Origin of the sequence: Xanthomonas prunicola (assembly GCF_025266575.1) — a bacterium.
Lineage (GTDB): Bacteria > Pseudomonadota > Gammaproteobacteria > Xanthomonadales > Xanthomonadaceae > Xanthomonas > Xanthomonas prunicola.
Map to the genome: position 1 here is coordinate 804,216 of NZ_CP096142.1, position 24,285 is coordinate 828,500.

At 55.5% G+C, this 24,285-nt stretch carries 21 protein-coding genes and 1 pseudogene; 8 read left to right on the forward strand and 14 right to left on the reverse strand.

What is annotated here, in order from left to right; all coding sequences use genetic code 11:
- Window positions 1-17 precede the first annotated feature (17 nt).
- Window positions 18-1,721 carry a type IV secretory system conjugative DNA transfer family protein gene (locus M0D43_RS03300; protein WP_260807924.1) on the reverse strand — a complete coding sequence of 568 codons (1,704 nt, stop codon included), beginning with the start codon at window positions 1,719-1,721 and terminating at the stop codon, window positions 18-20.
- Between the two features lie 165 nt (window positions 1,722-1,886).
- Window positions 1,887-2,228: a helix-turn-helix domain-containing protein gene (locus tag M0D43_RS03305; protein ID WP_017172667.1), complete on the reverse strand. Its 342-nt coding sequence runs from the start codon at window positions 2,226-2,228 to the stop codon at window positions 1,887-1,889.
- A gap of 235 nt (window positions 2,229-2,463) precedes the next feature.
- Here M0D43_RS03305 and M0D43_RS03310 point away from each other — a divergent pair, with 235 nt between their 5' ends.
- Both M0D43_RS03310 and M0D43_RS03315 read left to right on the forward strand, forming a co-directional pair.
- A complete protein-coding gene (locus M0D43_RS03310; RefSeq protein ID WP_006449057.1) occupies window positions 2,464-2,781 on the forward strand; it encodes a hypothetical protein in 318 nt (105 codons plus the stop codon).
- A 48-nt stretch (window positions 2,782-2,829) separates the two neighbouring features.
- Complete coding sequence (locus M0D43_RS03315; protein ID WP_039446093.1) at window positions 2,830-3,222, forward strand: hypothetical protein; 393 nt, start codon at window positions 2,830-2,832, stop codon at window positions 3,220-3,222.
- 225 nt (window positions 3,223-3,447) lie between these two features.
- Here M0D43_RS03315 and M0D43_RS03320 read toward each other — a convergent pair whose 3' ends face one another.
- From M0D43_RS03320 to M0D43_RS03335, 4 genes are all read right to left on the reverse strand, one after another.
- Window positions 3,448-4,338 carry a MobA/MobL family protein gene (locus M0D43_RS03320; RefSeq protein ID WP_252163540.1) on the reverse strand — a complete coding sequence of 297 codons (891 nt, stop codon included), beginning with the start codon at window positions 4,336-4,338 and terminating at the stop codon, window positions 3,448-3,450.
- A gap of 164 nt (window positions 4,339-4,502) precedes the next feature.
- Window positions 4,503-4,940 carry a hypothetical protein gene (locus M0D43_RS03325; protein WP_252163541.1) on the reverse strand — a complete coding sequence of 146 codons (438 nt, stop codon included), beginning with the start codon at window positions 4,938-4,940 and terminating at the stop codon, window positions 4,503-4,505.
- Window positions 4,941-4,971: 31 nt separating this feature from the next.
- On the reverse strand, window positions 4,972-6,096 hold the full coding sequence (locus M0D43_RS03330; protein ID WP_252163542.1) for a DUF4062 domain-containing protein: 1,125 nt from the start codon (window positions 6,094-6,096) through the stop codon (window positions 4,972-4,974).
- Window positions 6,097-6,153: 57 nt separating this feature from the next.
- Window positions 6,154-6,591, reverse strand: a complete 438-nt coding sequence (locus M0D43_RS03335) for a hypothetical protein (RefSeq protein WP_252163543.1) — start codon at window positions 6,589-6,591, stop codon at window positions 6,154-6,156.
- A 713-nt stretch (window positions 6,592-7,304) separates the two neighbouring features.
- Here M0D43_RS03335 and M0D43_RS03340 point away from each other — a divergent pair.
- Window positions 7,305-8,474, forward strand: a complete 1,170-nt coding sequence (locus M0D43_RS03340) for a tyrosine-type recombinase/integrase (RefSeq protein WP_313905551.1) — start codon at window positions 7,305-7,307, stop codon at window positions 8,472-8,474.
- A gap of 58 nt (window positions 8,475-8,532) precedes the next feature.
- Here M0D43_RS03340 and M0D43_RS03345 read toward each other — a convergent pair whose 3' ends face one another.
- The 3 genes from M0D43_RS03345 to M0D43_RS03355 form a co-directional block, all read right to left on the reverse strand.
- Window positions 8,533-9,468, reverse strand: coding sequence for a hypothetical protein (locus M0D43_RS03345; protein WP_252163545.1), 936 nt, complete (start codon window positions 9,466-9,468; stop codon window positions 8,533-8,535).
- A complete protein-coding gene (locus tag M0D43_RS03350; protein WP_252163546.1) occupies window positions 9,416-9,997 on the reverse strand; it encodes a hypothetical protein in 582 nt (193 codons plus the stop codon). The genes M0D43_RS03345 and M0D43_RS03350 overlap by 53 nt, the downstream gene beginning before the upstream one ends.
- 120 nt (window positions 9,998-10,117) lie before the next feature.
- Window positions 10,118-11,872 (reverse strand): P-loop NTPase fold protein, encoded by a 1,755-nt coding sequence (locus M0D43_RS03355; RefSeq protein ID WP_260807928.1) that lies wholly within the window; start codon window positions 11,870-11,872, stop codon window positions 10,118-10,120.
- Between the two features lie 331 nt (window positions 11,873-12,203).
- Here M0D43_RS03355 and M0D43_RS03360 point away from each other — a divergent pair, with 331 nt between their 5' ends.
- The 4 genes from M0D43_RS03360 to M0D43_RS03375 all read left to right on the forward strand — a co-directional run bounded on the left by M0D43_RS03360 (window position 12,204) and on the right by M0D43_RS03375 (window position 19,660).
- Window positions 12,204-15,419: a TerB N-terminal domain-containing protein gene (locus M0D43_RS03360; protein ID WP_260807929.1), complete on the forward strand. Its 3,216-nt coding sequence runs from the start codon at window positions 12,204-12,206 to the stop codon at window positions 15,417-15,419.
- On the forward strand, window positions 15,416-16,714 hold the full coding sequence (locus M0D43_RS03365) for an ATP-binding protein (protein ID WP_252163549.1): 1,299 nt from the start codon (window positions 15,416-15,418) through the stop codon (window positions 16,712-16,714). The genes M0D43_RS03360 and M0D43_RS03365 overlap by 4 nt, the downstream gene beginning before the upstream one ends.
- Window positions 16,715-16,717: 3 nt before the next feature.
- Window positions 16,718-18,916, forward strand: coding sequence for a DEAD/DEAH box helicase (locus M0D43_RS03370; protein WP_252163550.1), 2,199 nt, complete (start codon window positions 16,718-16,720; stop codon window positions 18,914-18,916).
- 129 nt (window positions 18,917-19,045) lie between these two features.
- Window positions 19,046-19,660, forward strand: a complete 615-nt coding sequence (locus M0D43_RS03375) for a hypothetical protein (protein WP_252163551.1) — start codon at window positions 19,046-19,048, stop codon at window positions 19,658-19,660.
- 54 nt (window positions 19,661-19,714) lie between these two features.
- On the opposite strand, the gene M0D43_RS03380 is transcribed toward M0D43_RS03375, so the two are convergent.
- From M0D43_RS03380 to M0D43_RS03400, 5 genes are all read right to left on the reverse strand, one after another.
- The gene (locus M0D43_RS03380) at window positions 19,715-20,782 is read right to left on the reverse strand and encodes an ankyrin repeat domain-containing protein (protein ID WP_252163552.1); all 1,068 of its coding nucleotides are present in this window, start codon (window positions 20,780-20,782) and stop codon (window positions 19,715-19,717) included.
- A 92-nt stretch (window positions 20,783-20,874) separates the two neighbouring features.
- Window positions 20,875-21,108: a hypothetical protein gene (locus tag M0D43_RS03385; RefSeq protein ID WP_252163553.1), complete on the reverse strand. Its 234-nt coding sequence runs from the start codon at window positions 21,106-21,108 to the stop codon at window positions 20,875-20,877.
- Between the two features lie 171 nt (window positions 21,109-21,279).
- Complete coding sequence (locus M0D43_RS03390; RefSeq protein ID WP_252163554.1) at window positions 21,280-21,930, reverse strand: hypothetical protein; 651 nt, start codon at window positions 21,928-21,930, stop codon at window positions 21,280-21,282.
- A 101-nt stretch (window positions 21,931-22,031) separates the two neighbouring features.
- Window positions 22,032-22,667, reverse strand: coding sequence for a DUF6988 family protein (locus tag M0D43_RS03395; protein ID WP_134979738.1), 636 nt, complete (start codon window positions 22,665-22,667; stop codon window positions 22,032-22,034).
- Between the two features lie 200 nt (window positions 22,668-22,867).
- Window positions 22,868-23,347, reverse strand: coding sequence for a JAB domain-containing protein (locus M0D43_RS03400; protein ID WP_425510708.1), 480 nt, complete (start codon window positions 23,345-23,347; stop codon window positions 22,868-22,870).
- Between the two features lie 511 nt (window positions 23,348-23,858).
- Between M0D43_RS03400 and M0D43_RS03405 the strand changes: the two are divergent.
- Window positions 23,859-24,244: pseudogene (locus tag M0D43_RS03405) on the forward strand (hypothetical protein).
- The last annotated feature ends 41 nt before the right edge of the window (window positions 24,245-24,285 follow it).

Below are 24,285 nucleotides of genomic sequence, written 5' to 3' on the forward strand. Positions count from 1 at the left end.
TTCGTCAAGAGCTAATTTCATGAGCCCGAGACGGCGGCAGATAACTTCTTCACCTCGGCTTTTGGTAGCAGCCGTTTGGTGAAGTAGGTATCTTCGTAATACTTAATCTTCTCGCAGAGCACCGGGCTTGGGATGCCTTCATAGAGGAAGACCTCCTTGTCAAAGCCCATCGCTTTCAACTCTTGCGGCAGCATCAAGGCACGGCGTTGCTCGGTTTCGGAGTAGGACACACTGCTTTGCTTGCCACTCGTGTGCGACTTGTTCTTCTTGCGCACCGTGGTGTAGCCAAGCATGTCCGAGTAGTCGTTGGCGTCTTGCTGCTCGCGTGGGGCGTAGACGATTTGCAACGCATGGTTGGTGATGATCGTGCGCGAGACATCCTTGCCATAGGTCGCGTCCAGCTGCGCCATGCTCTGGATGATCGGCAGCAAGCGGATGTTGTAGCCGGCCATGTAGCTCACCGCGCTTGCAATGATGTCGACCCGGCCGATGGACGTGAATTCGTCCATCAGCAGCAAGCACTGGTGTTTGAGCGCCGGGTTGTTCTGCGGCAATTCTTTGGTGTTGAGGTTGATGAGCTGACTGAAAAGCAGATTGATCAGCAAGCGGCTTTCGGCCAGCTTGTTCGGCTGGATGCCGATGTAGATGCTCATCTTCTTCTTGCGCACATCGGTGAGCAAAAAGTCGTTGCCGCTGGTGGCCGCATCCAGGATTGGGTTGATGAACTGGTTGAGCGGCTCCTTGAACGTGCCCATGATCGAGGCGAACGTCTCTTCGGCTTGCGAGAGCAAATTGTCGAACGCCATCTTGGCGTCGCGGCCCAGGAAGTCGCGCTGAGAAAGCTTTTTAAGGTAGCCCTTCAAGTCGCTCCCATCCCCAGACGACACGCGATAGAGCAAGCCAAGGGTTGGGAACATCCAGGTGTCTTTCGGGTGCTTGCGCTTGATCTGATCGTCCAAGCTATCGAACAGATAGAGCGTAAACGCCATGAAGGCGTTGCGCGCTTGGCTCACCCAGAACTTCTGGGCGTCAGAGCCGTCTGGATAGAGCATCGCCGCGATACTCATCAGGTCCGACACGCGAAAGGCGGGATCGGGCGAGATGTAGCTCAGTGGATTCCAGCGGTGGGTGCGCCCGTCTTCGGCAAAGGGGTTGAACAAAAAGACCTCTTGGCCTTGGCTCTTGCGCCAGCCGGAAGTCAGATCGAAGTTTTCCTGCTTGATGTCCAGGACCACCACCGAGCCTTGGTAGTCGAGCAAATTGGGGATGACGATGCCCACCCCCTTGCCCGAACGCGTGGGCGCGGCCAGGATCACAAACTGTTGCCCAGGTAGGCGCACCAACTTGCCACCGTGCTTCCCAACCACAATGCCGGTTGGCGACGGTTTGAGCATGTCCTTCTTGGCCAGATCACTGCCGGAGGCAAAGCTCGCGTCGCCATGCAAGGCGGCGACCTTTCGCTTGAACAGCGGGATCAGCAATGCGATCCAGGCCAGCAGCGGCACACCGAAGCCGAGGGCGCCAGCCAGCTTGATCTTGGTGGCATAGGGAGCGAACTGCGGGAGGTCGAGCGCTTTGACGTAAGACCAGTAGGTGCCGACGGTGAGGGGACCGGCCACCTTCAACAGCATCAGGATCAACTGACCGGAGAGGTAGACCCCTGCGGTGAGGGCGATGAGCAAGAGCGCGATGGCGACACTGAGCTTGATCTTGCCGGTCATGACGCGCTGCCTTCCATCTGTGATCCCTGGCTTGTTTGAAAACGACCGTCCGCTCGCAAGATTACAGGATCACATCGCCCGCTCAGATCGGATGGGTGTTGGCATCTGTGTAGGAATTGTCTGATCTGCACACAGGCCAAGACACCAGCAGCGAGGTCCGATGCACTATGGGCTAGGCGGATCGCTGCGCTGGGCTTTGAGCTGCAATTCGGCGACGACCTTTCGCTGCTCCTCGACGGAGAGCTTGGCGAGCGCTTGGATGGCGTCTGCCACCTCATCGGTCTCGGCGAAGAAAGCAGCCAATGGCATGCCGAGGGCATCGGCCAAGCGCTTGGCGGTGCGTAAATCGCACTCGTTGACGCCCTTCTCGTAACGATTGATGCGCGTCCTGGCCACCTCAGGTGCCAGTCCAGCGGCAACCCCCAAGGCTTCCTGGGTCAGCTCGGCCTTCTGGCGCGCGTGACGGAGGCGGTTGGCGAAGATGAGACGAGCGTCGTCCAGATCCAAAATGTGACCACAAACATGCAATGACGTGTTTGAGCATGAGGTCTCCGACTTGCCTTGTCTGTTACTTTATCAGTAACATGGTTCCGTCAGCCAATCAACTGCGACTGCCAAGCACCAACACCGGTCATTCCTGCCGGTGTGCGGAGGCTTGCAGTCATTGAGCATGCCGGCAATCAGGGCATCCGAACCTGTCGGTCTGGTGGATCCCCAGCGCTCTTCCCTTCCTCTTTTGGAGATGCACATGTCAAAGCTTTGTTTGGCCCTGGTTGGCCTGATGTCGGTCTGTTTGGCCAGCTGCTCGGGCGGCGGCCCCGCTGAGACTGAGCGGGAGCACGCTTTTTTGCAGTTCGTCAAAGCGAACAGCAATGAAGAGGCGCGCATCGAAGACTTCGAGAGCAATCAGTGCACGAAGGCGGAAGGTGCGCCCAGCTACACCTGTGACGTAAGTGCCAAGGTTGAAGCCATGGAGCGGGACTTTGGTCATCAAATGGATGGGGTCTACACCTTCACCAAGGTGGGCGGCACTTGGAAGATCACCGGCCGCGTCCAATAGCCACCGTTGGCAATCCACGATGGTCCAATTCTGTTCTCAGGAGTTCACATGACCGTTAGCACGTTTCTCATCTTGCTTGCCCTGGGCACAGCGGTGCTGGTCGCCGTTGCCGTCAATCGGGCTGACCGATTGCGCAACCAGCGGGAGGCCTTTGGGCGGGAGTTTGATCGCTCCTATTTTGGGCGACAAGGCGCTTTGGCGATCTCGATTGAGCGGTCGCGGTTGAAGATTCGTGCCGGCAGGACAGTAAAGATCTACCCGTTGATGGATGTTCGCTCTTGGGAGAAGCACTGGCACAACTCAAGGCGGGAAGGCACGATCACGGTCAGCGTTCGAGATGTGGATCATCCAGTCTGGACGATCAAGTTCGGCAGCGAGCGCGAGATGAACCAGTGGTATGAGATCTTGAGTCAGGCGATCAATAACGGCGAGAAGCTCTGACCGTTCGTTTTGCAAGCGGCTAGGGGCGGCTTGACGAAGAGCCGCTTTGTGCTACGAATCAAGTGCATCAGCCACTTGGATTCTTCGCCATGCCTCCTTCCGCCAGTCAGCAAGCCTTACCTCTGGACCACCAAGAGCATCAACTCCGCCAAGCCCATGTTGAAGGCTGGATCGCCCAACAGCATGCAGCTGGCTTTGGTATTGATCAGCACATGGCCAATGCGCTCAACGACTATCTGGATGGTCGCTTCGATCTTCTTGGTTTGCTGACAGAGCTTCGTCGTCCCTACTTGAACTGAGCCCGCCAGTGGGTGACAGCATGATGGGCATCTGCGCCACCGAAGCCTCATCAACAGAAGTGTCCATGCCTGGTCCTAGGCGCTCTCGCTGGGCCTGTTCCGCCGCGTGGCCATCCGGCACGCTCAACAGTCGCCCCTCTTGGCGATAGCGGGACAGAAGCTGCTCGAAGCTTGCTTGTCCTTGGACAAAGATACCGTTGCCTCGCATGGCTTCCAAGCGTTCCGTCAAGGGCCGATGCTCAACCGCCTTGGCGATACCGGCCTCGGCAAGGTGCGCATTGATCCGGTCAGCGATCATGGCACGGATCCACTCAACTTCCTCCTTGCCATTCATGCGCCCGTCTAGCACCCGCGTCTTTGTCGTCAGTCCCGATGCTTCCATCTTTCGCGTCGTGGCGAGCAGATGGGTATAGAAGTAGCGTGGGTCATCTTTGGTCGGGCGATGGTGACTCGCTTGCAGGGCAAAGCCATATCGCTCAATCAGGCAATGTGCGATATCGAGCACTAACTCCCAGCGCTTGGGGTCATCGAGTTCGTGCGGCAGCGCAATCGCGAAGTCGCGGCAGACGGTGCTGTTGCGGCGTCGCTCTGCCGCTTCTGCAGCGGCCCAAAGTGCTTGCGGGTCATCTGCCCATGCCGGTGAACCAGCTGGTGCCAGGCAACGCGACTGGATGATGCCTGCCCTGCCCCGGTAGTCGTGGCGAGCGTTCGACTTGGGATCGGTGAACAAGTAGCCGCCGCGATAGGCGGCAGCTGCGATTGCAGAATGCCCTTTGGCTCGGCTGTAAGTTTTGATTCGGGTGTGATAGATGGCCATGTGTATTTCCTGAGTCAGAGTTCATCAGTTCTGACTCAAGATTTGCCAGGGCTCAAGAGCGTAAGACGGCTATTTTCGAGGGTTCTACTTTGCCTGTTATGGAATCAGGCCAGACTTCGATCGACCTCAAAAATCTGCCCCAAACTCACGAAAGGCTGGGCGTATCAAAGCTCAACACTCCATTTAGCAAAGCGCTTGACCGCACCACGGGGATGGTCACCAAGGGGCTGTCCACGCATGCCAAACGCGATCTTGTCGCCGTCTCCCCATTGGCTAGGCATCTGACCAACAACCACCGGACCAGCTGACGTAAGTGATAGTGATGCGGTATCCACCACATCATGTGTTGGAGGCACTCCCTCTTTCACCGATGCGAACCATCCGAACGGTTCGGCCAGAGTCAGGCATGGCGGCATGCCTTTTCCGACCTTTAAGAGCGAGCCTGCGCGCTCTCCTTGGAGCATCAAGAAAGCGAGAACGGGCTCTGGTTCTTCCTGCTGGTTGTTGACCAACATTGCCCAACTCTCTCGGAAGAGAAAGATGCTGCCAGGCAAAAGATCATTGGGCAGCCGATCTGCAAAAGCTTGTGCGGGAACGCTCATTGATTTCTCCCGGTTGATGTCCTACTGGATCTCAGTTGATCCAACGACGGCGCAGCAGCACGACCAGATCTTCTCCGATTCGCTGAGCGTCCATGGATAGCGATTGCCTAACTCGATGGGCCGGTGAAAGGAGCACGGGCGCTTGGTGCTCACCTTCCCGGTAAGACACCTGCATGCTGTTAGGACTGGCCTCGTGCTCAGCACGGGTCCTCCAAGCACCAGCATGCTCTCCCAACAATCGCACCACAGGAACGACATGGCTAAGCCGTTCGGTTGGATCAATATGAGCCAGGAGCCAGGCAGCATAGCCGATAGCGGCTTCCAGCTTTCCTGCGATATCTTCTTCTACGACGACCGATAGCCCCATACCGCGTTCTGGCGGCGGAACAGGCAAGCTGATCAGGACATCCCCGTTGGGCCAAAGTCGGATCGACGCGCCGTCACTACGCTGCGCTTCCTGGACCAACACGAGCGCCTCACCGTTCAAGCCCGCCTTCATCCCCAGGCTCCGATCAAAAACGGCTGGGGCTCCAAAGAGTGCGTGCTTTTGCATGGCATCTAGGAGGAGCTGAGCTTCCATCTCGGCGGGGCGAAGCACTGTTGAGTCCGGTCCAGCTGCAACAGCAAGCTGCAAGACCGCGCCACTTTGCTGATAGCCGCGCTCGATCCGTGGGAAGAGTGTCAGTGCACGATCGCGCAATCCTGTGGGATCGAGGGGCGCCACGGCCTGCGTCAGCTGGAACCGATGGATGGCGAGAGTTGCCTTTTGCCCCAGTTCATCCGCTGAGACAAAGCCGTCCCAGAGCTGACCACCTTGCCAATTGCCGATCTCTCTAATCAAATCGGCTTGATCCGGTTCCGCTTCCATGCCCGACTGCACGAACATCAGGAGTGGCTTACGGTTCCGGGCTTCATGCACCTCTTCGTGGGTTGCCGAGACGCCTCCTGCCTGCTTGGCACCGTAGCGAGGCCCAAGAACGAGGATGACGAGGTCAGCCTCGCGCACACCATTGAGGCATGCGACCTGAGGGGAGCTTGCCCGCGCTCCGAAGTCCTCCGCCATGATGGCTTGATGACCGAGAAGCTCGATGGCCTGCTTGACTGCTGCTCGCTCGGCTTCCATTCCGGTGATAAGCGAACTGATGAAGATTTTCATGTCGAACCCCCTTAGTCAGCAGACGATATCCAGATCGTGGCATTCTCAAAATGAAGACTAGGCATTTTGAGAAGTGAGGTCCAAGCGGCGCTCTGTTCGGTCGATCAGCGCCTTCTGGCGTGTGATGTAACCCGCTCCCTTCCTCAGGCGCGCCATCATGCCAAGCGGATAAATCACACACCCGTAGATCGACAAGCCAAGCAACCCTAGCCCTGGCACGATCCACTTCGCTCCGTCGGTCATAAAGGCCAGTGGGGCAAGCATGATCGCAATGCCCAAGATCCCAAAGCAGCAAAGCACTTGGATTAGCAGGAACTGCACGATATGGAACTTGTCTTGGCCAAGGTGCTCAATTTTCCGCAGCTCGGCTCGATTGATGGCTAGGCTTATCCGATCGTTCCAGAAGATCGCTTTGCCGTAAGCCCAACGCGCCAAGTAGATGACCGCTGAAGCCACCACCCCACCGATCACCGCTTGTGCCAACCAGTTGTCCATGCGTTATCCCCGTCAGTGAGTTTACGGGCTCCTGAGGTCTGCGTGTCAGCCCCTGCCCCAGGGCTGATCTCAGCCGAGTTGTGTCTCAAATTCTGCGACGCCCCCAAAATCATCCCTGCCGACACTGGGGGACCGAATTCGGATTGCCTAACTGTCTTCTTAAGAATATTTAAATTAGGCAAAGCCCTCTTCATTTATCTGGCGTTCATTTTATCTGTGTGAGATATCTCTTGCTTTTCGTCATTTTGTTACTTTTAAACACTACAAGCGCATTGATGGTTTCAAACCCATTTATACCACTGCAATCATTACCCCGTATAGCTTGCCGATAAAATCTTTTATGAAAGTCGAACTGAAAATACAGCTGCTTGAATGACAAATATTGAGATCACCTTAGGCAATCATCGGCACGAAATTTCTGTCCTATTTTATCATTGACAGAAAATCCCCTCCCCTTATCAAACGTCTACCTCCTCAACACTGGATCGTAGATGCACTTTAAACACTCCCAACTTCACAAGTATTTGCAGCACCCCAAAGGTCAGTTATTTATCCGAAGCATTCGCATCGGCAAAGTCGAATTCACTGACATGGTCGTTCAAGACCGAGCCGGCGCGCTTCACCTTCAGGATCTGGTCCAAGCGACTTACGACCATCATGAAAAACTCCGACGACTTCGCCGATCCGGAACTCGCTATCCTGAGCCCCTGCCCTTGGCCACCCCGGCGCGACTCCTCTCTGAAGAGGTCGACGACTTCCTCAAAGACAAGGAGCGGCAGAACCTTCGCACCACCACGATCGATGCGTATCGTCGGACGCTTGCCATCCTTCAACGCGTTAGCGGCAACACCTCTGTTGCTCGGATCGACCACACGCACATCTACCAAATGTGGGATCTGCTGCGATGGGCACCCGAAGACTTCATGACGAACCCCAAGCACCAAGGGTTGAGCGTAGAAGCCTTGATAGCCAAAGGTCAACGCCAAGGGCGGGCCCAACCGGCCAACGCCACCTTGGAACTGCATCGGCGCTTCCTCGCGTCCTTCTTCAACACCCTGGTCAAAGCACGTGCCATCCCACACTCGCCCATGGATGCGTTCAAGCCGGCCAGAGAAGAGCTACTGGCTGATCAGGATGAACCCGAGCGGCTGCTCTCACCAGAGGAAATCCAGAAGATCTTCAACCCCGAGACCTTCCTGCCCTGGGCCAAGAAGTATCCGCACCGTTGGTGGTGCCCGCTCATCGCCCTTTACACGGGCGCCCGGATCAATGAGATCGCCCAGCTCAAAGTGGCTGACATCGTGCAAGACCAAGGCGTGTGGTGCTTCTCGATCCAGAAGACGGTGGACGAGGACCTGGCGCAAAGCGCTGGCAAACGAAGTCGGCAAAGCCTGAAAGGAAAGAGCGCCATCCGTAAGGTGCCGATCCACGCAAGCCTCATCCAGGCGGGCTTCCTCGACTTCCTGGCCGACATCAAGGCGTCTGGTCACCCTCGCCTCTTCCCCAACCTGTCGGCTGGCACCTGCCGCAAGACCGGTGAGCCTAACGGGCGCTACAGCCAGGGCTTCGTCAACCAGTTTGCTGCCTACTTAAAGGGCTTAGGCTTTGGCAAAGGAATCGGATCGCATGCGTTCCGTCACACGCTTGCAACCGAGCTGGACGCCAAGGGCGTGCGGGTCGAGCACATTGCCCTCATCACGGGTCATGCGCTCAACAAGAAAGCGCCAGTGCTGCAGGACAACTATGTCCACAAGTCAGCCAGCAACACACGGAGGATCCAGGTCGAAGCGCTCGGCCACTATCAGCCGGCTGTGAAGCTGCCGGGCTATGTGCGAGGTCAATTTAGGGAGCGGCTGAGGAAGGGAGCGAGGATGTATCCATAGACCGGCGTAAAAGGCGTCTGTTCAACCATTGAGCTGAGCAGCGCCGCCTTCACAGAGGCTACATGCTGTGCGTTTTAATGGACGCGGGGACTGGTGTTGATTCTTGCAAATCCAAGAGGGGCCGACTAAGCATCCCCCGCTCTATCCCCATCCCAAATTCCAGCTGCGGGCCGCCTGAGCCCTCTCGGGCAACGACGACAGGCATCAGCTCAACCAAAGCGCTGAGATCGATAGAGGCGGGCAAACCCGCATCATCAAGTGTCGGAAGATCAAGCCATCCATCTGCCTTTTGGCTGCAGCTGCTTTTGAGAAGCAGATCCAGCTGTACCCCCTTATCGGAAGTGAGCGTCAAACGCACCTCCTTGCAGGATTCGATCGATTGCAGAACGTGACTTTCGATTTTTGAAAGCGCAACGGCTTCGATGCCCAATTGGAACTGACAAAGGTAATGAACCCACGAAAGATTGCTGATCGAGATACTCTTGTTGTCTTTTAATTCAATACCATTGGCTGTTTTAACAAGCGCCTCGATCTGATTCCGGGAGTACGCATCATGTATAACGATACCATCGACATTCTTCTCTTCGGGCACCTCCTTAATTTGCCCAACAACGAGCGTATTTTTGGTTGCGGATGCGGACCAGTCGCTCTTGGCTTGAAAAATAGCCAAGCGTAATCGACCATCTGGCAAAGAAATCACCAGTGCAAAGTCAGCGCCGGAACTGCGCTCGCTGTTTATTCCACTGCCATGCTTGGCGTAGCCGGACCATTGGATCGCCGATGCCTGATCTGATGGGAAGCTTGCTGCGCTCATCGGGTGAGCGGCTACCAGCGCCCCGATCATAGCACCCGTCAATGTCTCTTCATCTAAGCGACTAGAAGAACCGTTAAGAGCCTCTACAGTCTTAGCTGCTAGCTGCAAATTCAGTTCAATTGCCGAGTTAATGTTTTTCGGCAAATCCAAAGAAGCGACAACCCAATCTCTGAAATCCATCTCGCGTCCTTTTCCAAAGATCATAGACTATGCCTTTGGACCGCTGACTGTCTAGGGCACGAGCGGCCAGGAAGGCATCAAGTTCCAAGCCCATGTGAGTTCCTAGTGGCAAATATCTTCGCTGCATGTGGGGAGCAAGAATTTCCAAAGCAAGGCTTAGCCAATCTTTTTTGGCCAGAACTACTTCTTGGCGCGATACACGTAGCACCTCGTCCACAACGACCTCTGCTGCACCTCGGACCCGACTACCCTCGCACCATGATTTCAGTCCATTGATGGTTTCTGCATCTGCAGAACCCAAAAGTTCTCGAAAACGCAAAATGGCCAGATATTGAGGATAAAGACTGACCCCGCGTGAATATAGCCACTTCGCGATATCGGCTCTTGACTCACACTGTCTTCCATGATCCCACTGCGGGTGTGTAACCATCCAACCATGATCGTCGCCAATCGAAGAATTACTCAAATTGTCGGGAGCGACGAAAAATCCGAGGTTTTCCAGTAATTGCGCTTCAAATTTAATATTCATCTTCAAACCTCACCGCAGAAGGTAAGGCAATAAACGCGCCGGTCAAGATTCAAAAAAAAAGAATTTGAAAAATAGTCGGCGCTAGAAGAAAATTCAAAGGGCGCCGAATACTCATCAAGCTCAATCTCCATCAATGTAGCTCACAAATCGTCTTAGTGTCCACGCAAGTTCTTTGAGTTCCGATTCCAATATGAGCATTGGACTTGCTACGTTTAAGCTTTTGTCGATCTGATCTGCAAGCGCGATCGCCGATACACGATCCGCCTTAACGTAGGCTGCAACATTGCTTATACTAAGCCGCTTGCGAAGTATCTCTTTCAAGCGCAGAACAGCATGCATGCCAGCCATGCGCAGCTTTGCTAAAAACTCAGACTCAGAGCCTTCTACCGCCACGAGAAGAGGGCTAATAGTTGCGTCAATGCCCATGGTCGTCCCATCCAGCAATGCAGCCAGGGCGTCGTTTCGATCATTTTCCTTTCTTAAATCAAGAGCCGCATTGTGCACTTGCTCAAACTTCTCAAAGACAGACTGTTCTTCCGGATCATAGCTTCCAGGGAAAATTTCAAATACCTCCGGAGTTAGCCAGTGCGGCTCAGCAATTAGACCGATCAACCTGTCCACCACCTCCCTTCTCCATGCATCTTTAGTAATGGCAAAAATTTCGCGAGATGCCATGTAGTGCAAGGCTCGATAGATATCAAAAAGACGCGTGAGTTCAGCGGGGTTCCTATTGAATTCCTCGTGCGCGCTCTTAATCGCCATCTGAACAGCCTCATCATCATGACTAGCATAATGATTGATTACAGCAATAGGATCATAAGTCTCAACTGCCGTCTCCGCCAAACCAAAATCAATACTCAACTGGCCGTAATCGACTCGTTCCAAACCCAATATATGATCGACAAAAGCGGAGGATGCCGGCCAATTATTATGCTCTTGGGATAGTCCAAGCTCATTCAACAAGTCTGAAAATTTATCTATATCATCAGGATCAGCATCACCATCTCGCTGGTCTCTTTTTCTTTTTTCGTATACACGCATAGTCAGCGCCAGGTCCATACCCTGACTTAAAAACGCCTTTTCTACAATTCTAAGATTGCCAGCATCCTTACTTGTTGCACCAATCCAAAAGAGCAAAGCACTTGGCAAAGAACTCGCGATAGCGCGGCTTATAAGATCAGGCGACAGTGACCTCAACACAATCTCCATTTCAGTTAGAAAAAATCTAACTGCCCGAAGATTTCTCAATTTAGCACCTTCAATCAGGGCAACGAGTCTTTCAGCGCCAGCAAGCATTGCCTCGCGAACTTGCTGATTAGCAAATCCTTTTATTACCTGATCACAAAAATCATGAATGTTTGGCTGCAACACGATTGTCTTGCCAACAATCCTCTCCTTATATTTCCCATACTCATTCTTAAATCGCTCATTGGCTCGCTCCTCATCGGCGATAAGCACGCAGTGAACGCCATTAACATCAATCAAATTAACCACAAACCCGAAGATGACGTTGAAATCACCTGCAAACCGCTCAATATCGTCTATACATATGACACTACGTCCACCTGTCACATCAGCCTTTAGCTTGATGTCGTTGGGATCGACCTTCACGACGCGCAGCAGAGCTCTTCCCACTACTGAGCCTAACTCAATCATTGGCTTTGGACCCAAATCACTGATTGAGGCCTGAAATAGAGCACGCTCAAGATCTTCTGCTGTCTGAAGACCCGCGGCTGAAATCGTAATTGGTGTGATTTCCTCAAGTTGCCTAGCATATCGCTGCCAAACAAAGGACTTTCCCACGCCCCAACTTCCTCCAATCAGCATAGCGTAGCCAGGCTGTGGACCCTGCAGATATAAGTCGAGTTGCTTCATTCCAATCCTCGCTTACCATTTTTAATCTGATTAGATCACTTATTCCTTTAAACTGCTACGGCTGCTTGAGGGCTTTTTAGTGGGATCACTGTGCTTCTCGCTTGTGTTGCCGACACGCTTCCTATGGCCACGCTTGCCCGACATGCTCACATCACTCGTTCATCGCTTCTGAGCGTGCTGCACCTGGTGCTGGTCCCCATTGCCTTGGGCACAGGGATGATATGGCGAGCAAATCCATCCGGCTTTTTCCGCACTACAATGGTTTAGGAATACGCCGTAGGCAGGGGGCCACGTGGCGAGACGCAGGAAAAAGCAAGGCTCAGACCTTACCGTGATCGCATTGATGATCGCATTAGCGATCATCGCGATGGTGCCGAGACAGGTGTGGATTGCCCTCGGCATTACTGTTGTGGTCGCTTTCGGGCTCTACCTCTTCGTTAAGTGGCAGACTCGGAGGAAGCCAGCAGCCCCGATCGTGCGTGAGCCGACGCTCGCCGAACTGACTGGGTTGAAGTCAGCTCAAAGCAAACCTCGCAGCTCTACAGCGCCTGCTCTCGCCAGCGCCAACCGGAAGATCCTGTCTTCCATGCTAGAGGCAGCTCAATCGCCGATTGCTCCATCGCCTTCGCAGAGCAACCGGCTTGCCAGTGAGTTCGTCGCGGACCCCACCATAGCGTTGAGCCAGTCAGTCCCCCCTGCTCCCCAGGTGGCGATTCCACAAAACCCAGCTTTGGCTGAAACCGACCGGCTGGGGAACTTACGGAACGCGATGGCACACATTGCCGAGCACGGCCCGACGACGCCAATAGCACCGCCGACTCCTACCCCTCCCGGGCAGGCGGAAACGTCTCCGATCATTCTTTCAGGCACACGTGCCGCACTTGAACCGAGCGCTACCGGAAATGCTCAGGATCGTCCCGTCTCCCGGCAGCCCAACGGCAATTTGCTTGAAGCAATGCGCGCTGTGGCTGAGCAACCATCAACAAGTCGGCAAGCGAACTCTGCCATTAACGCCGCATTAGACGCTCCGCGCATTATCGTGCCCACCCCGAGCCGCCCGCGCTCCACTGCCTTGCCTAGTCCAAGCGATCTGGGAGTAACCGCAACACCTGACGTCCACAACATCGCCTCTGCACCTACGGAAACCACGTCATCGCCGCAGCAACCGAAGAGCAATCTTCTCGACGCCATGCGTGCGGTCGCCGCTAAAGCATCCATGCCTGGGCCAGCTCAAGCTTTTGCCGACGCCAATCTTGAAGATCAGGGCGCGATCGCACCGATCGCAAGCCAGCCAAGCCCATCTGCAGAAAGAATTGAGGCGATCCAGACTCTGACACCTACTGTGCCGCCTACTCCTGCTCCTGCTCTGCAGCGCGAGGCACATGGGCCATCGACCCCACCACCGTTGCCTGAGGCCTCCCGCACAGAAGCACCCAGGACCATGGACGAGCTTCATCGCACCAGCATCGCCGGCAGTGCACCCGCCAAAGAATTCTCTGTGCCCAAGCCTCCTGAGGGTTGGGAGAAAACACGCTGGGTGCAGCCAGGCGAGATCATCGAAATTCGTGGGGTAAAAATCTCAGGCGGACTGTTCTACTCTGGGGTCAGGCTCGCCACACCAAGGGGAGGGACTGAACCCAGCTTGGTCAATGGCGTTCTCGCCGTTGCACCGACTGGCAACTACCGCGAGCCAGTCGGCTACCAGGAAGACTACGCTGACCTATCTGCAACCGAGCGCCGCGCCTACATCAATTGGCTCGCTTCTGATCGATCCGATCCCGAATGCAACTACCGATACGTGATGTTGTTCTTGTATGGCATTGAACGGCGGGTCTTGATCGATGGGGTCGATGAGCCAGAGTCAAAGCAGGGTTGGCCAGCCATCAAAGCAGCACTGCGGCATCTAGAAGCCGCCTACGGCAAGATCTACACCGTTATCCGATTCCAGATCAACAGTTTGCTCGACTGGATGGAACTCGATGACGTTGGAGAAAAGCTTTACACCAAGCCGCTCCCCCGCTTTCAGCGCACCCATGAACTTCCCTTCTACCTACGCCTAGCGTTGGGTCAATGCTCCTTGGATCGTGCCCCGATTCCAGCACAACTGGCCCTCGCATGGGCACGCCTGAGCCCCGAAATCCCCCTCAGAACTGCCACAACGCGCTGCGCAGAGGAATTCGATCAGCTCTTCGTTGAGCGCTACCGGGAGCTTTTTGATGCAGGGTTGGTCCTGCCCAAGAACCGCACCAAGCTGAAACTTTCGAGACAAACATTTTCCCCTGCCTTTTATGGCAGCAGCTTCAAACCCAAGACCTTTGGCGAAACACCTGATGTCACCGCGCTCACCGCGCCCATCAAGAAACTCAACGAAATCGTCCAGCAATGCACGGATGAACTCGGCCCGCTGAGTCGCCTTATCAACAAGAACCCCGAGGCTCGGAATACGCTGGATGGCTTGCTACACCTGCCAACCAGCATTTGGCCGGCACCGCGCAAAGCAGCGCTCCAATTGCTGGTGGACGAGGTTCAAGATCGTGCGATCACCCTGCCCCTGACTCAGCTTGCCGATCGCTTTGGCAATGGTGGAGCGTCGCTCAACCGAGAAAAGATCCGAGATCTTGCCAGGACGCTCGAAGCGGCTCACATCGGCATGGAGCCTAACGTGCTCGAAGGCGCGCGGGCGCCTGGCGATACTGATCCTGTGGTCCTCTTCGCGTTGTTGCCCGGCCAAACCCATCAAGCCCAAAGCAGCGCGTATCAAATCGCCCTGTTGACCTTGCAACTTGCTTCCACGGTTGCACAGGCCGATGGCGATTTCAGTGCACACGAAATTGACCATCTTGGCCGAGAGATTGATGCATGGAGTCACCTCAGTCCCGCCGACCACAAGCGTCTTCGTGCGCATCTTGTCTGGCTGAGCCAAGCGCCCATCACCCTAACCTCGCTCAAGAAAAAGCTTGATCCGTTGGATCAAACCACCAAGGAAGTGATCGCCGCCTCCATGGCAAGCCTTGCGCAAAGTGACGGCACCGTCTCGCCAGACGAAATGCGCTTCTTGGAGAAGGTCTACAAGACGCTCGGCGTGGAGACCAAGCGTGTCTTTAGTGACGTCCATGCCGTGAGCGCGGGAAGAAGCACCACCAAGGTAGAGCCAGCCAAGCAGTTTCGCCTGGACCCCAAACGTATTGCCGAACTCCAACATGATACCGCCAAGGTCTCTGCCCTCTTGGCTGGCATCTTTACCGAGGATGTGCCTGAGCCCATCATCGAGCACCAAGCACTGCCGCTCCCCAGTCAAAAAGCTGCTTCTACTCCTGGCCTGTTGGGTTTGGATGAAGCGCATAGCGCACTGCTGCGCCTCATGCTCTCCCGACCCAACTGGACGCGCTCCGAACTGGAAGATGGCGCTTCGGATCTGGAGCTGATGCTCGACGGCGCACTTGAACACATCAATGATGCATCGTTTGATGCTTACGACATCCCATTCTCTGAAGGAGACGATCCGGTGGAGATCAACCCTGAGTTCATCGAGAAAATAGAGCAATGAGCAACCCTATTCGTGCCAAGGATCGTGATGCGGTCATCCAGTCATTGCGTGCAGGTGTCGTGCCTCGTGCGGGTCAGCACCTGATCCAGGTCGGGCGCATTCGCGAAGTTGAAACGCTGGTCAGCGACATTGATCGCTTAGCCGATGGCGGCTCCTCGTTCCGACTGGTCGTTGGTGAATACGGTGCTGGCAAGACCTTCTTCCTCAACCTGGTGCGCGCCATCGCGATGGAGCGCAAGCTCGTCGTGGCAAGCGCTGACCTCAATCCCGATCGGCGTTTGCATGCCTCCGGTGGCCAAGCCCGTTCGCTTTATGCAGAGCTGATGCGCAACTTGGCCACGCGCACCAAGCCTGACGGTGGCGCGCTGCCAGGAGTCGTTGAGAAATTCATCGCGACCGCCAAGACCGAAGCCAAAGCAAAGGATGTTCCCACCGAGCAAGTCATCCGCACCAAGCTTGAACAGCTGACGGAACTCGTTAATGGCTATGACTTTGCCGATGTCATTGCGGCTTATTGCAAGGGCTTTGAACAAGGCAATGAGCAACTGAAATCCGATGCCATTCGCTGGTTGCGTGGCGAGTTCTCCACCAAGACAGACGCCAAAGCTGCGCTTGGTGTGCGCTCGATTGTCGATGACGCCTCGGTCTACGATCAGCTCAAACTAATGGGGCGCTTCGTGCGACTGGCCGGCTTTAGCGGGCTTCTGGTTTGCCTGGACGAGCTCGTTAATCTCTACAAGCTTGCCAACGCCCAGGCACGCAACTCGAACTACGAGCAGATCTTGCGCATGCTCAATGACTCCTTCCAAGGAACGGCGGTAGGTCTTGGCTTCGTGCTGGGTGGCACGCCAGAATTCTTGATGGATCCCCGTCGCGGCGTTTACAGCTACCAAGCCCTCCAAAGCCGCTTGGCCCAAAACACCTTTGCCAAAGAAGGGCTGGTCGACTTCTCGGGACCTGTCGTGCGCCTTTCGAGCCTCACTGCAGAAGACTTCTATGTGCTTTTGACCAAGATCCGCCACGTCTACGCAGGCGGTGATGCGGATAAGTATTTGCTGCCTGACGAAGCGATCCAGCAATTCATGGAGCACTGCGCCAATCGGATTGGTGACAGTTTCTTCCGCACGCCTCGCACCACGATTACGGCGTTTATTAATCTGTTGGCCGTCTTGGAGCAAAATCCCGGCACGGCTTGGCAAACCTTGATCGGAGAGATTGAAGTCAAGGAAGACCATGGCGGCGACGAAGATCTAACGGTCCAGGCGGATGACGAACTGGCTTCGTTCAAACTCTAATCGATGAGCCAGTCAAGCGCGTTCTCTCTTCTTTCGCCAGGCATCCAGCGCTACTTGTGGGCGGAGCAATGGGAAGCCTTGCGGGATGTGCAGGAAATGGCCATCCCACTGATCCTGCCTGCCGATCAAGATGTGATCGTTGCCGCCAGCACCGCCTCGGGCAAGACGGAAGCTGCTTTCCTGCCGGCGCTGACCTATCTTGAACAGCAGACCCCAGCAGGTTTGATCGTTTACATCAGCCCCTTAAAAGCCTTGATCAATGATCAGTTCGGTCGATTGGAGCGGTTGTGCGAAGACCTCGACATTCCGGTGTGGCCGTGGCATGGGGACATCAGCAGCACAAGCAAACAGCGCTTCTTCAAGAAACCACATGGCGTCGTTCTAATCACGCCAGAGTCGCTAGAAGCAATGCTGTGCAACCGAGGCACCTCGATTGCCGGCATCTTCAAGCACCTGGCTTACTTTGTGATCGACGAGCTGCATGCCTTCATCGGCAGTGAGCGCGGCAAACAACTTCAATCCTTGTTACACAGGATCGATACCGTCGTTGGTCGCAAACTGCCTCGCATCGGACTGTCGGCAACACTCGGTGACATGCAGGCTGCGGCGTGCTTTCTGCGTCCAGCGGGCACCGCCGCGATTGTAGACGCCCCTTCCGATGCGTCAGAACTTCTCCTTATCATCAAAGGCTTTGAAGAACCTGTTCCTCAAAAGGGCGAAGCTGATGACAAGAAGGAGAAGCAAGAACTAGCACCATTGGCTGTGGCCGAGCATTTGTTCAAAACCCTTCGCGGCAGCAACAATCTGGTCTTTCCCAACAGCCGCCGGGAGGTCGAGCGCTATACCCACCTGCTCAATGGGCTTTGCGAAAAGGCTGGCGTGTCGCGCGAGTTCTGGCCGCACCATGGCAGTCTTTCCAAAGAAATTCGCTACGACACTGAGGCTGCGCTCAAACAAAAGGATCAGCCAGCGACTGCCGTCTGCACCAACACATTGGAACTCGGCATCGATATCGGAGCGGTCAAGAGCGTTGCCCAGATTGGCACGCCCCCTACCGTTGCCAGTCTTCGTCAACGCATGGGCAGATCCGGAAGACGCAAAGGTGAAGCTGCGATCTTGCGCGGCTATGTGATTGAAGATGCCATTGACTCGCAGGCGGATCTTCGAACACGCCTGAGGCTCGACACCTTCCAAACTTTGGCCGTGGTCATGCTGCTCACCGAGAAATGGTATGAGCCGCCTGTGGTCAAAGGTGCGCATCTTTCCACCTTCATCCAGCAGCTCCTTTCAGTCATCGCACAGTATGGCGGCTTGACCGCACCCCAGGCGTTTCAGTTGCTATGCGCGCCTAGCGCTCCTTTCAATCAAGTGTCTCGTGATGCGTTTGTCGAGCTGCTGCGCCATTTGGGTCAACAAGACATCTTGATCCAAGACGGATCCGGACTTTTGCTACACGGGTCTGTCGGTGATCGGATCGTCAACCACTATTCGTTCTATGCAGCGTTCACGGTCGACGAAGAATTCCGGATTGTCGCCGCTGGCAAGCCACTTGGCACCCTGCCCGTTTCTCAGATGCTCACGACCGGCCAACGCATCTTGTTTGGTGGACGCACTTGGCTTGTCGAGCAAATCGATGAGGCCCAGAAGACAATTCATGTATCTGCGACGAAAAGTGGCGCGCCACCATTGTTCAGCGGCGGCGGCGGACGCGTGCACACCAAGGTGCGTCAGACCATGCGCGCGATCTATCAGGGAACACTGACGCCGACTTTTGTGGATGCGTGTGCGCAGCGCTTCATCGACGAAGGACGGACCAGCTACCAGCACCATGGCTTGGATGACCAGCTTTTCCTGGATCGGGGAAGCGACATCCTGCTTCTCACTTGGCTGGGCGATGCGGCCAACGATGCAATCGCTTGCTTACTCAATGCTAGGAACTTCAAGGCACAGGGTAGCCGCCTGGGGGTCGAGATCACGCGGGGTCCGAATGCCCTTGAGAACATCCAGACAGCGCTCAGAGCGATTGCCGCTACACCAACCCCGTCCATTGAAGTGCTATTGGCAGGTGCGAAAAATCTGGCCAGCCAAAAGTGGGACAGTTTGCTTTCGCCCCACTTGCTTCAAGTGTCTTATGCCAGCTCTAACCTAGACCTTGATGAGGCGATGGGTTGGCTACGCAGCTCCTTCCCATCTCGAAGTTGATCTACGAAAACTATGCGCCATATCGAAATTGTCCGATCGAAGCGTTCCACCCCGTCACCAGAAGACGCGAACACTGCATCTTCCAAGAGGTCGTGGTCCATCACCCGCTTCGTCGGTAGTCTGGCTGCCGTGACAACACTGGCTGGGATCGTGCTTCATGGCTGTGGGCATGTCGCCTACACAAGCTATCTCAAAGCCTGGGGCGTTCAAGCCGACCTATTTCCCCAATCGGCCGACTGGAAGGTTGTTCGCGGTTACTATGCCATCGTGCTGCAAGGGCTTGGAATGTTTCGCTCGTTCCCCTGGTTTTCCGTAGCAACAGCCTTTGTTTTTGTGTGGATCGCAGTTTTGATCTACCGGCTGCCCACTCGACCAGTTGGCGAAGGTCGAATTAAAGAATTTTTCTTGCGACGTCCATGGATCAAGCTTATTTCCTCATCGGCCGGCATTGCTGCCTCGGGGGTTTATCTCTCACTGACACTATTTCTCGTCGGCCTGTTGGTGGCGACCCTGCCGGGTTTGCTTGGCGAGCATGCTGGTAAAGATGACGCAAACACAGAAAAGGGTCGACTCCTTGGTCCGGTATCGCGAGGCGATTCAGAACTCTGGGAAAAGGGTGAGCGAAAGATCCGAGGCCACATCATTGCCAGCAGTTCTGACCTGATCGCCATCTACGACATCGATCTCCATCAGGTCCGAACGCTATCGCGTGGCGATTGGGAAATACGAAGAGTAGGTCCTTAGAAGCATAGGTGTCAGGATGCTGGCAACATCTGGTCTTATCTCGGCAACATCTGCTTACAAGCGCACGCTACGAGATGAGTTCATCATCACCGGCCCTGCCGTATCACTCTGCGCCACCCTTTTGCGCTCGTTGGATTGAAGCTCCCTGCGCTGCTTGGCCGTATCAACTCTGGCAATCGCCTCATCAAGCTTCGCCTCAATCGCTTCGTCTGTGATCAGGTCCCGCACGTGATCTAAGTTCACTCGGCGAACCAGAACATCCGCCACTTCATCATGGCCATTTTGGAGTGCAGCAAACAAGCCTGCCTCCGGATAAGCGGTCTTGTGGGCGAACTCCAAGATCGACTTGACCATTCCTGCATCGCCCTTCGTTGCTGCAGCGAACAGTGCTTTCTCGCCAAAGTCGCGAGGCGCGTGGCCTGTTTTGACGATCGCCCAAAGCAGACGCCCCACCAAAGTTGCATGTCCCTTAGAGGCGGCAGCATTGAGACCCAACGAAAAGGTATCTTCCGGATCCGGAAGACCAGCTTCTATCAAGAACTCAACGACCTCGACATGGTTGTTCTCGGCTGCCGCTGCCAAGCCGTGCTGCGCACATTGGATCTTGGATGAATAAGGCAACAGATGCTTGACCACTTCCAAGTGGCCTTCTCGACAAGCGGCGATCAGCGCCCGGCTGTCCTGCGCTTTGGCATCTGAGAACAGGACCAATTGAAAGACGACATCTGCATGACCATGGCGCGCAGCCTCATACAGCGCAAGTGAGTCGTGTTGCAGAGGACTGCACTCTTTGAGCAGTCGTTTGACGCACTCCGTGTGCCCGCGCCTAGCAGCAAGCACCAATGCCTCGTCATCTTCTGCGTCGCAAAACGCCATGAGCTGCTCAACTGCCCGCGCTGAACCCGCCTTGGCAGCGACATCAAGCGGATAGACCGAAAACGACTTCGACAACAGTGGCACCAGTTGATCAATCAAGCTTTCTTTGCCGCTCTTGATCACTACCTCAATGGCGTAGCGTGCCGCAGCATCGCTATCACTTTGAGCCTGACAAAGCGACGTCACATACGTCTCACTCCCCTGCTTCACAGCCTGTCTAATCTTTCTTTTAAGTGCCTGGTCCATTTTCTCTCCTCCCCCTTCAACTTAACGCCATCACGTCTTTCGTCAAGATCACAGCGTGATGGCGTCAGTCGATTGGATAAGCCCAACGGGACTTACAGATCATTGATGTCAGGAACATCATCCTCGTAGTCGCACGCAATGAGCGAGCCGGTTTCATCTTCGATGCGAAGGATCTCAGGCGCGCTGTGCCATTGGTCGAAATCAAAGTCGCTGTAAGCGATCGCGTCGATATCGCATTTGGAAAGTGCTTCCTCTGGCGAGCTCGCCTCAATCGTTGCCCAGTGGACGATTTGGGCATACGCATTAATCTCGATGGTGTATTTCATGCTGCTCTCCGTGCCTGGTAACCCACCAAGCTTCGGAACGCAATCTATGCATCAGGCCCGGATAGCTAAAGGACGAGGTCGTCCCGGGTCGCTGAACAACCATTCATCCGTTGCCTACAATCCTGACGATAAGATGCGCCAGGCAGCCGTTACGTAGGGTGGGTGGTCACGCTACACGGGCTTCGTGTCTTCGTCTAACTCCTGGCGATCCAGCAAGGCCATCTGGGCTGCATGAATCGCCATCAGGTGGGTTCTGTAAGCCTTCCGCCAAAGTTGCTTCTCGCCATTTGACTGCCAAGGTAGCGCTAAGGCTTGATCAATGGTCAGAGCCACCACCGTTGCCCCATCGCGGAAGGCTTCTTCAATCGCACTCATATCAAGGTCCGTGATGCCCGCATGCGAGATCACGCTCTTGATTTTTTCTGAGGACTCGCGGATCACAATGAAGGGAATGCCCTTCCCCGTTCTGCCAAACTTGCCCGAGATAGGCTCTTGGATCTTTTCGCGTGCTTTCGTGATTTTGGCATACCACGTCAAAAGCTCGGCTTTGGTGATGAATCGTGGCGAGCTTTTGCTGGCTGCAAAGGGATTGCCCTGCTCTCGTTTGAGCTTGTCGAACTGTCGTCTCGGGATACCGAGGTAGAACTCGGCCATCGGCTGCGTGAAGCGCGTCGTGCTCGGTGAGCGATCAAGTCGCTGTTTCAGGCCATCGAAGTCCTGGCTGTCGATGGTGACTTTACGCTCATCGCGCTTGGCGATGACTTCAAGTGCTGCGCGGAGAAATCCGTCATCGAAGCTTTCCGCCTTGCTGATATTCGTCATCCGCCCCCCTCACTTGTTCAGGCCTTAATGCGAGAACTTTGCATCGTAAGCTTTGCCACTCGCCAGCCTTAAAGTCCGCGACCGATGCTATTGAGCATAGCCTAACGTGTTCGCAGAGGAAGCACATCGGAAAAGCCATCCGCCGTCTTGGCGACCCAGCGCACCGCGTCTTGACTACCAGTTATGATCGCGAGTTGCATGTGAGCCATCACTACGAGCGCGTTACTTTGTTTGACGATTAGTTCCACGAGTTCAAGCGGGAAGCCCGTTCGTAACCGATGAAGTGCATGTGCACCCGCGTGGACAAACGAGTTGAGTGCCGCCCAAGAGTATTTCTTGAACTCCAAAAACGCCCGTAGCGGCTCGGTTGCCTGCTTCACTGTTTCCAGAGCTTGGAGCATCTTGGAGAGCATCGGCAAGCGAGCAGCTAATGATTCACTTGTCGGTGTCAGCTCTTCCTTCAAGCAGGCCACCTCATCATCGCTTGCACAGTAAAGGACCCAGACGGCTCTCACCAGCGCTTCGAACTGCGCACGGTGGATGATGACCGTCGATGGTCCCGCACGAACCGCAAGAAGACAGCGACTCGCAACGGCATGCTCAATGGAAAGCAGGCAAAGGGCGCGACAGACTTGCAGTCGATCACTTTGATCGAAGCCCGGAAGCTTGGTGATCGATGTCAATGCCTGCAACAGTGCGTCAGACCCATCAAAGAGCTTCTCAACCGGCTCAGACATCGTGCTTCTCCAAGCATTGAAACAGTTGGATCGCATCCTGGCGCATCAGCAGTCGCCTCCTTTGATTTCTCATTTGAATCTTGCCGTAATGGCGTAAGCAGCAAAAGAAGCCTGACGACCGGCCTCAAGCGCAGCGTGATGTCTCTTGCAAGAGCAGGTGCACTGGTGGTCCTATGCCAACAACCGATGAAAGAGGGGCGCTACGCCCACCCTCTTGCTGCAAGGCTGGTGTGCTGACGCCCGCCGATCACCAAGTGGTCCAGCACCCGGATGTCGAGAAGGCCCAGAGCCTGCTGCAGGCGCTCGGTGACCTTGCGGTCGGCCTCACTTGGCTCCGGATTGCCGCTCGGGTGGTTGTGGAAAAGGATCACGGCAGCGGCGTTCAAGCCCAGGGCGCGCTTGGCGACCACCCGAGGGTGCACGTCGCAGCCGTCGATGGTGCCGAAGAAGAGATGTTCGGTTGCCAAGATCTGATGCTTGATGTCCAGGAAGACGACCCCGAAGACTTCGTGCGGCAGGTGAGCGCAGCGGGCAATCAGGTAGTCGCCGGCTTGGTCCGGGCTGTCAATGCGACCTTGCCGATGAAGGCGTTGTTCCAGGATGGTGGCTGCTGCGAGCAAGATGCCCTTTTCGTCCATCTGAATTTGGTATTGGGCTTTGATGTCTCTGGTGCGCTTCATCGGTTCTTCTCCACCAGCGCGTTGTGCGCCTCGTGGGACCCGACAGGCGAAGCGTCCGGCCCTACCGCACCCGGGAGTGAGCACCGTGCACGGCGCACAGCGAAGGGCCGCAACAAAGCGCCAGCGTCGAGAAGGAGGCCTGCCCTTGCGGTCGGGACAGCGAAGCTAAGGTCCCTTTCAGAGGCCCAGCGCTGGTGGATAGCATTGATGGGCGACTCCCCTGCCGGCGATCGAAAAGCCAAGGAGATCCGAGTCCTGTGTGCGCGCAACTTTTGTTCCTAATCCTCGCGCACTTTGCCGGCTGCTTGCTTGCTCGATTGCTTGCTTGCTTGCTTGCTTGCTGTCGCTAGCGTTCGCTCACCGAGAGTGCTTATGCTCACAGCGGTCAAATTCGATAGCCCATGGCGCGCATCTCAGCCGTGCATCGCAGAGTTATGGGACATTCGGACCACCTTCAGAGCCGACCCCAACCATGCCAATCAAACAACGAAAAGCTACCCTGGCTTCTTGAATGCGAGTGCAAATGCTTGCAGCACTGGTGGTCATCTCACTTACGGGATGCACAGCGGCCGCCCCCGCCAAGATCAAGCCTATCGAAGGGCCCGTGCGTCTGAGCGAGATTGCAGCGGTCGACGGTCCCAAGGTGCGTCCCGACCAAGTGATTGAAGACAGCCGTTGCCCGATCGATGTTCAATGCATTCATGCCGGGCGGTTGATCGTCAGGGCGGCCGTGATGGGCGGCGGCTGGTCCAAGCAGATTGATCTCACGCTTGGCGTTCCGGTGCCTGTCGGCGATGGCATGTTAACGCTGGTGGACGCCATACCCTGCCCATCAGCGGGGACACCGCTATTTCATCCACCGCACGTTTCAGCTTCACGTTTAAGGGTGGCCGTTAGCCAAGCGTGTTTAACGTGCAGCGCCCTGGTCATTTGCGCTT

Coding starts and splice junctions, on each gene's coding strand:
- M0D43_RS03370 (WP_252163550.1), top strand. CDS start 16,718: ATGAGCCAGTCAAGCGCGTTCTCTCTTCTTTCGCCAGGCATCCAGCGC.
- M0D43_RS03380 (WP_252163552.1), bottom strand. CDS start 20,782: ATGGACCAGGCACTTAAAAGAAAGATTAGACAGGCTGTGAAGCAGGGG.
- M0D43_RS03355 (WP_260807928.1), bottom strand. CDS start 11,872: ATGAAGCAACTCGACTTATATCTGCAGGGTCCACAGCCTGGCTACGCT.
- M0D43_RS03325 (WP_252163541.1), bottom strand. CDS start 4,940: ATGAGCGTTCCCGCACAAGCTTTTGCAGATCGGCTGCCCAATGATCTT.
- M0D43_RS03315 (WP_039446093.1), top strand. CDS start 2,830: ATGACCGTTAGCACGTTTCTCATCTTGCTTGCCCTGGGCACAGCGGTG.
- M0D43_RS03395 (WP_134979738.1), bottom strand. CDS start 22,667: ATGTCTGAGCCGGTTGAGAAGCTCTTTGATGGGTCTGACGCACTGTTG.
- M0D43_RS03300 (WP_260807924.1), bottom strand. CDS start 1,721: ATGACCGGCAAGATCAAGCTCAGTGTCGCCATCGCGCTCTTGCTCATC.
- M0D43_RS03390 (WP_252163554.1), bottom strand. CDS start 21,930: ATGACGAATATCAGCAAGGCGGAAAGCTTCGATGACGGATTTCTCCGC.
- M0D43_RS03365 (WP_252163549.1), top strand. CDS start 15,416: ATGAGCAACCCTATTCGTGCCAAGGATCGTGATGCGGTCATCCAGTCA.
- M0D43_RS03320 (WP_252163540.1), bottom strand. CDS start 4,338: ATGGCCATCTATCACACCCGAATCAAAACTTACAGCCGAGCCAAAGGG.
- M0D43_RS03335 (WP_252163543.1), bottom strand. CDS start 6,591: ATGGACAACTGGTTGGCACAAGCGGTGATCGGTGGGGTGGTGGCTTCA.
- M0D43_RS03330 (WP_252163542.1), bottom strand. CDS start 6,096: ATGAAAATCTTCATCAGTTCGCTTATCACCGGAATGGAAGCCGAGCGA.
- M0D43_RS03350 (WP_252163546.1), bottom strand. CDS start 9,997: ATGAATATTAAATTTGAAGCGCAATTACTGGAAAACCTCGGATTTTTC.
- M0D43_RS03310 (WP_006449057.1), top strand. CDS start 2,464: ATGCACATGTCAAAGCTTTGTTTGGCCCTGGTTGGCCTGATGTCGGTC.
- M0D43_RS03385 (WP_252163553.1), bottom strand. CDS start 21,108: ATGAAATACACCATCGAGATTAATGCGTATGCCCAAATCGTCCACTGG.
- M0D43_RS03400 (WP_425510708.1), bottom strand. CDS start 23,347: ATGAAGCGCACCAGAGACATCAAAGCCCAATACCAAATTCAGATGGAC.
- M0D43_RS03345 (WP_252163545.1), bottom strand. CDS start 9,468: ATGGATTTCAGAGATTGGGTTGTCGCTTCTTTGGATTTGCCGAAAAAC.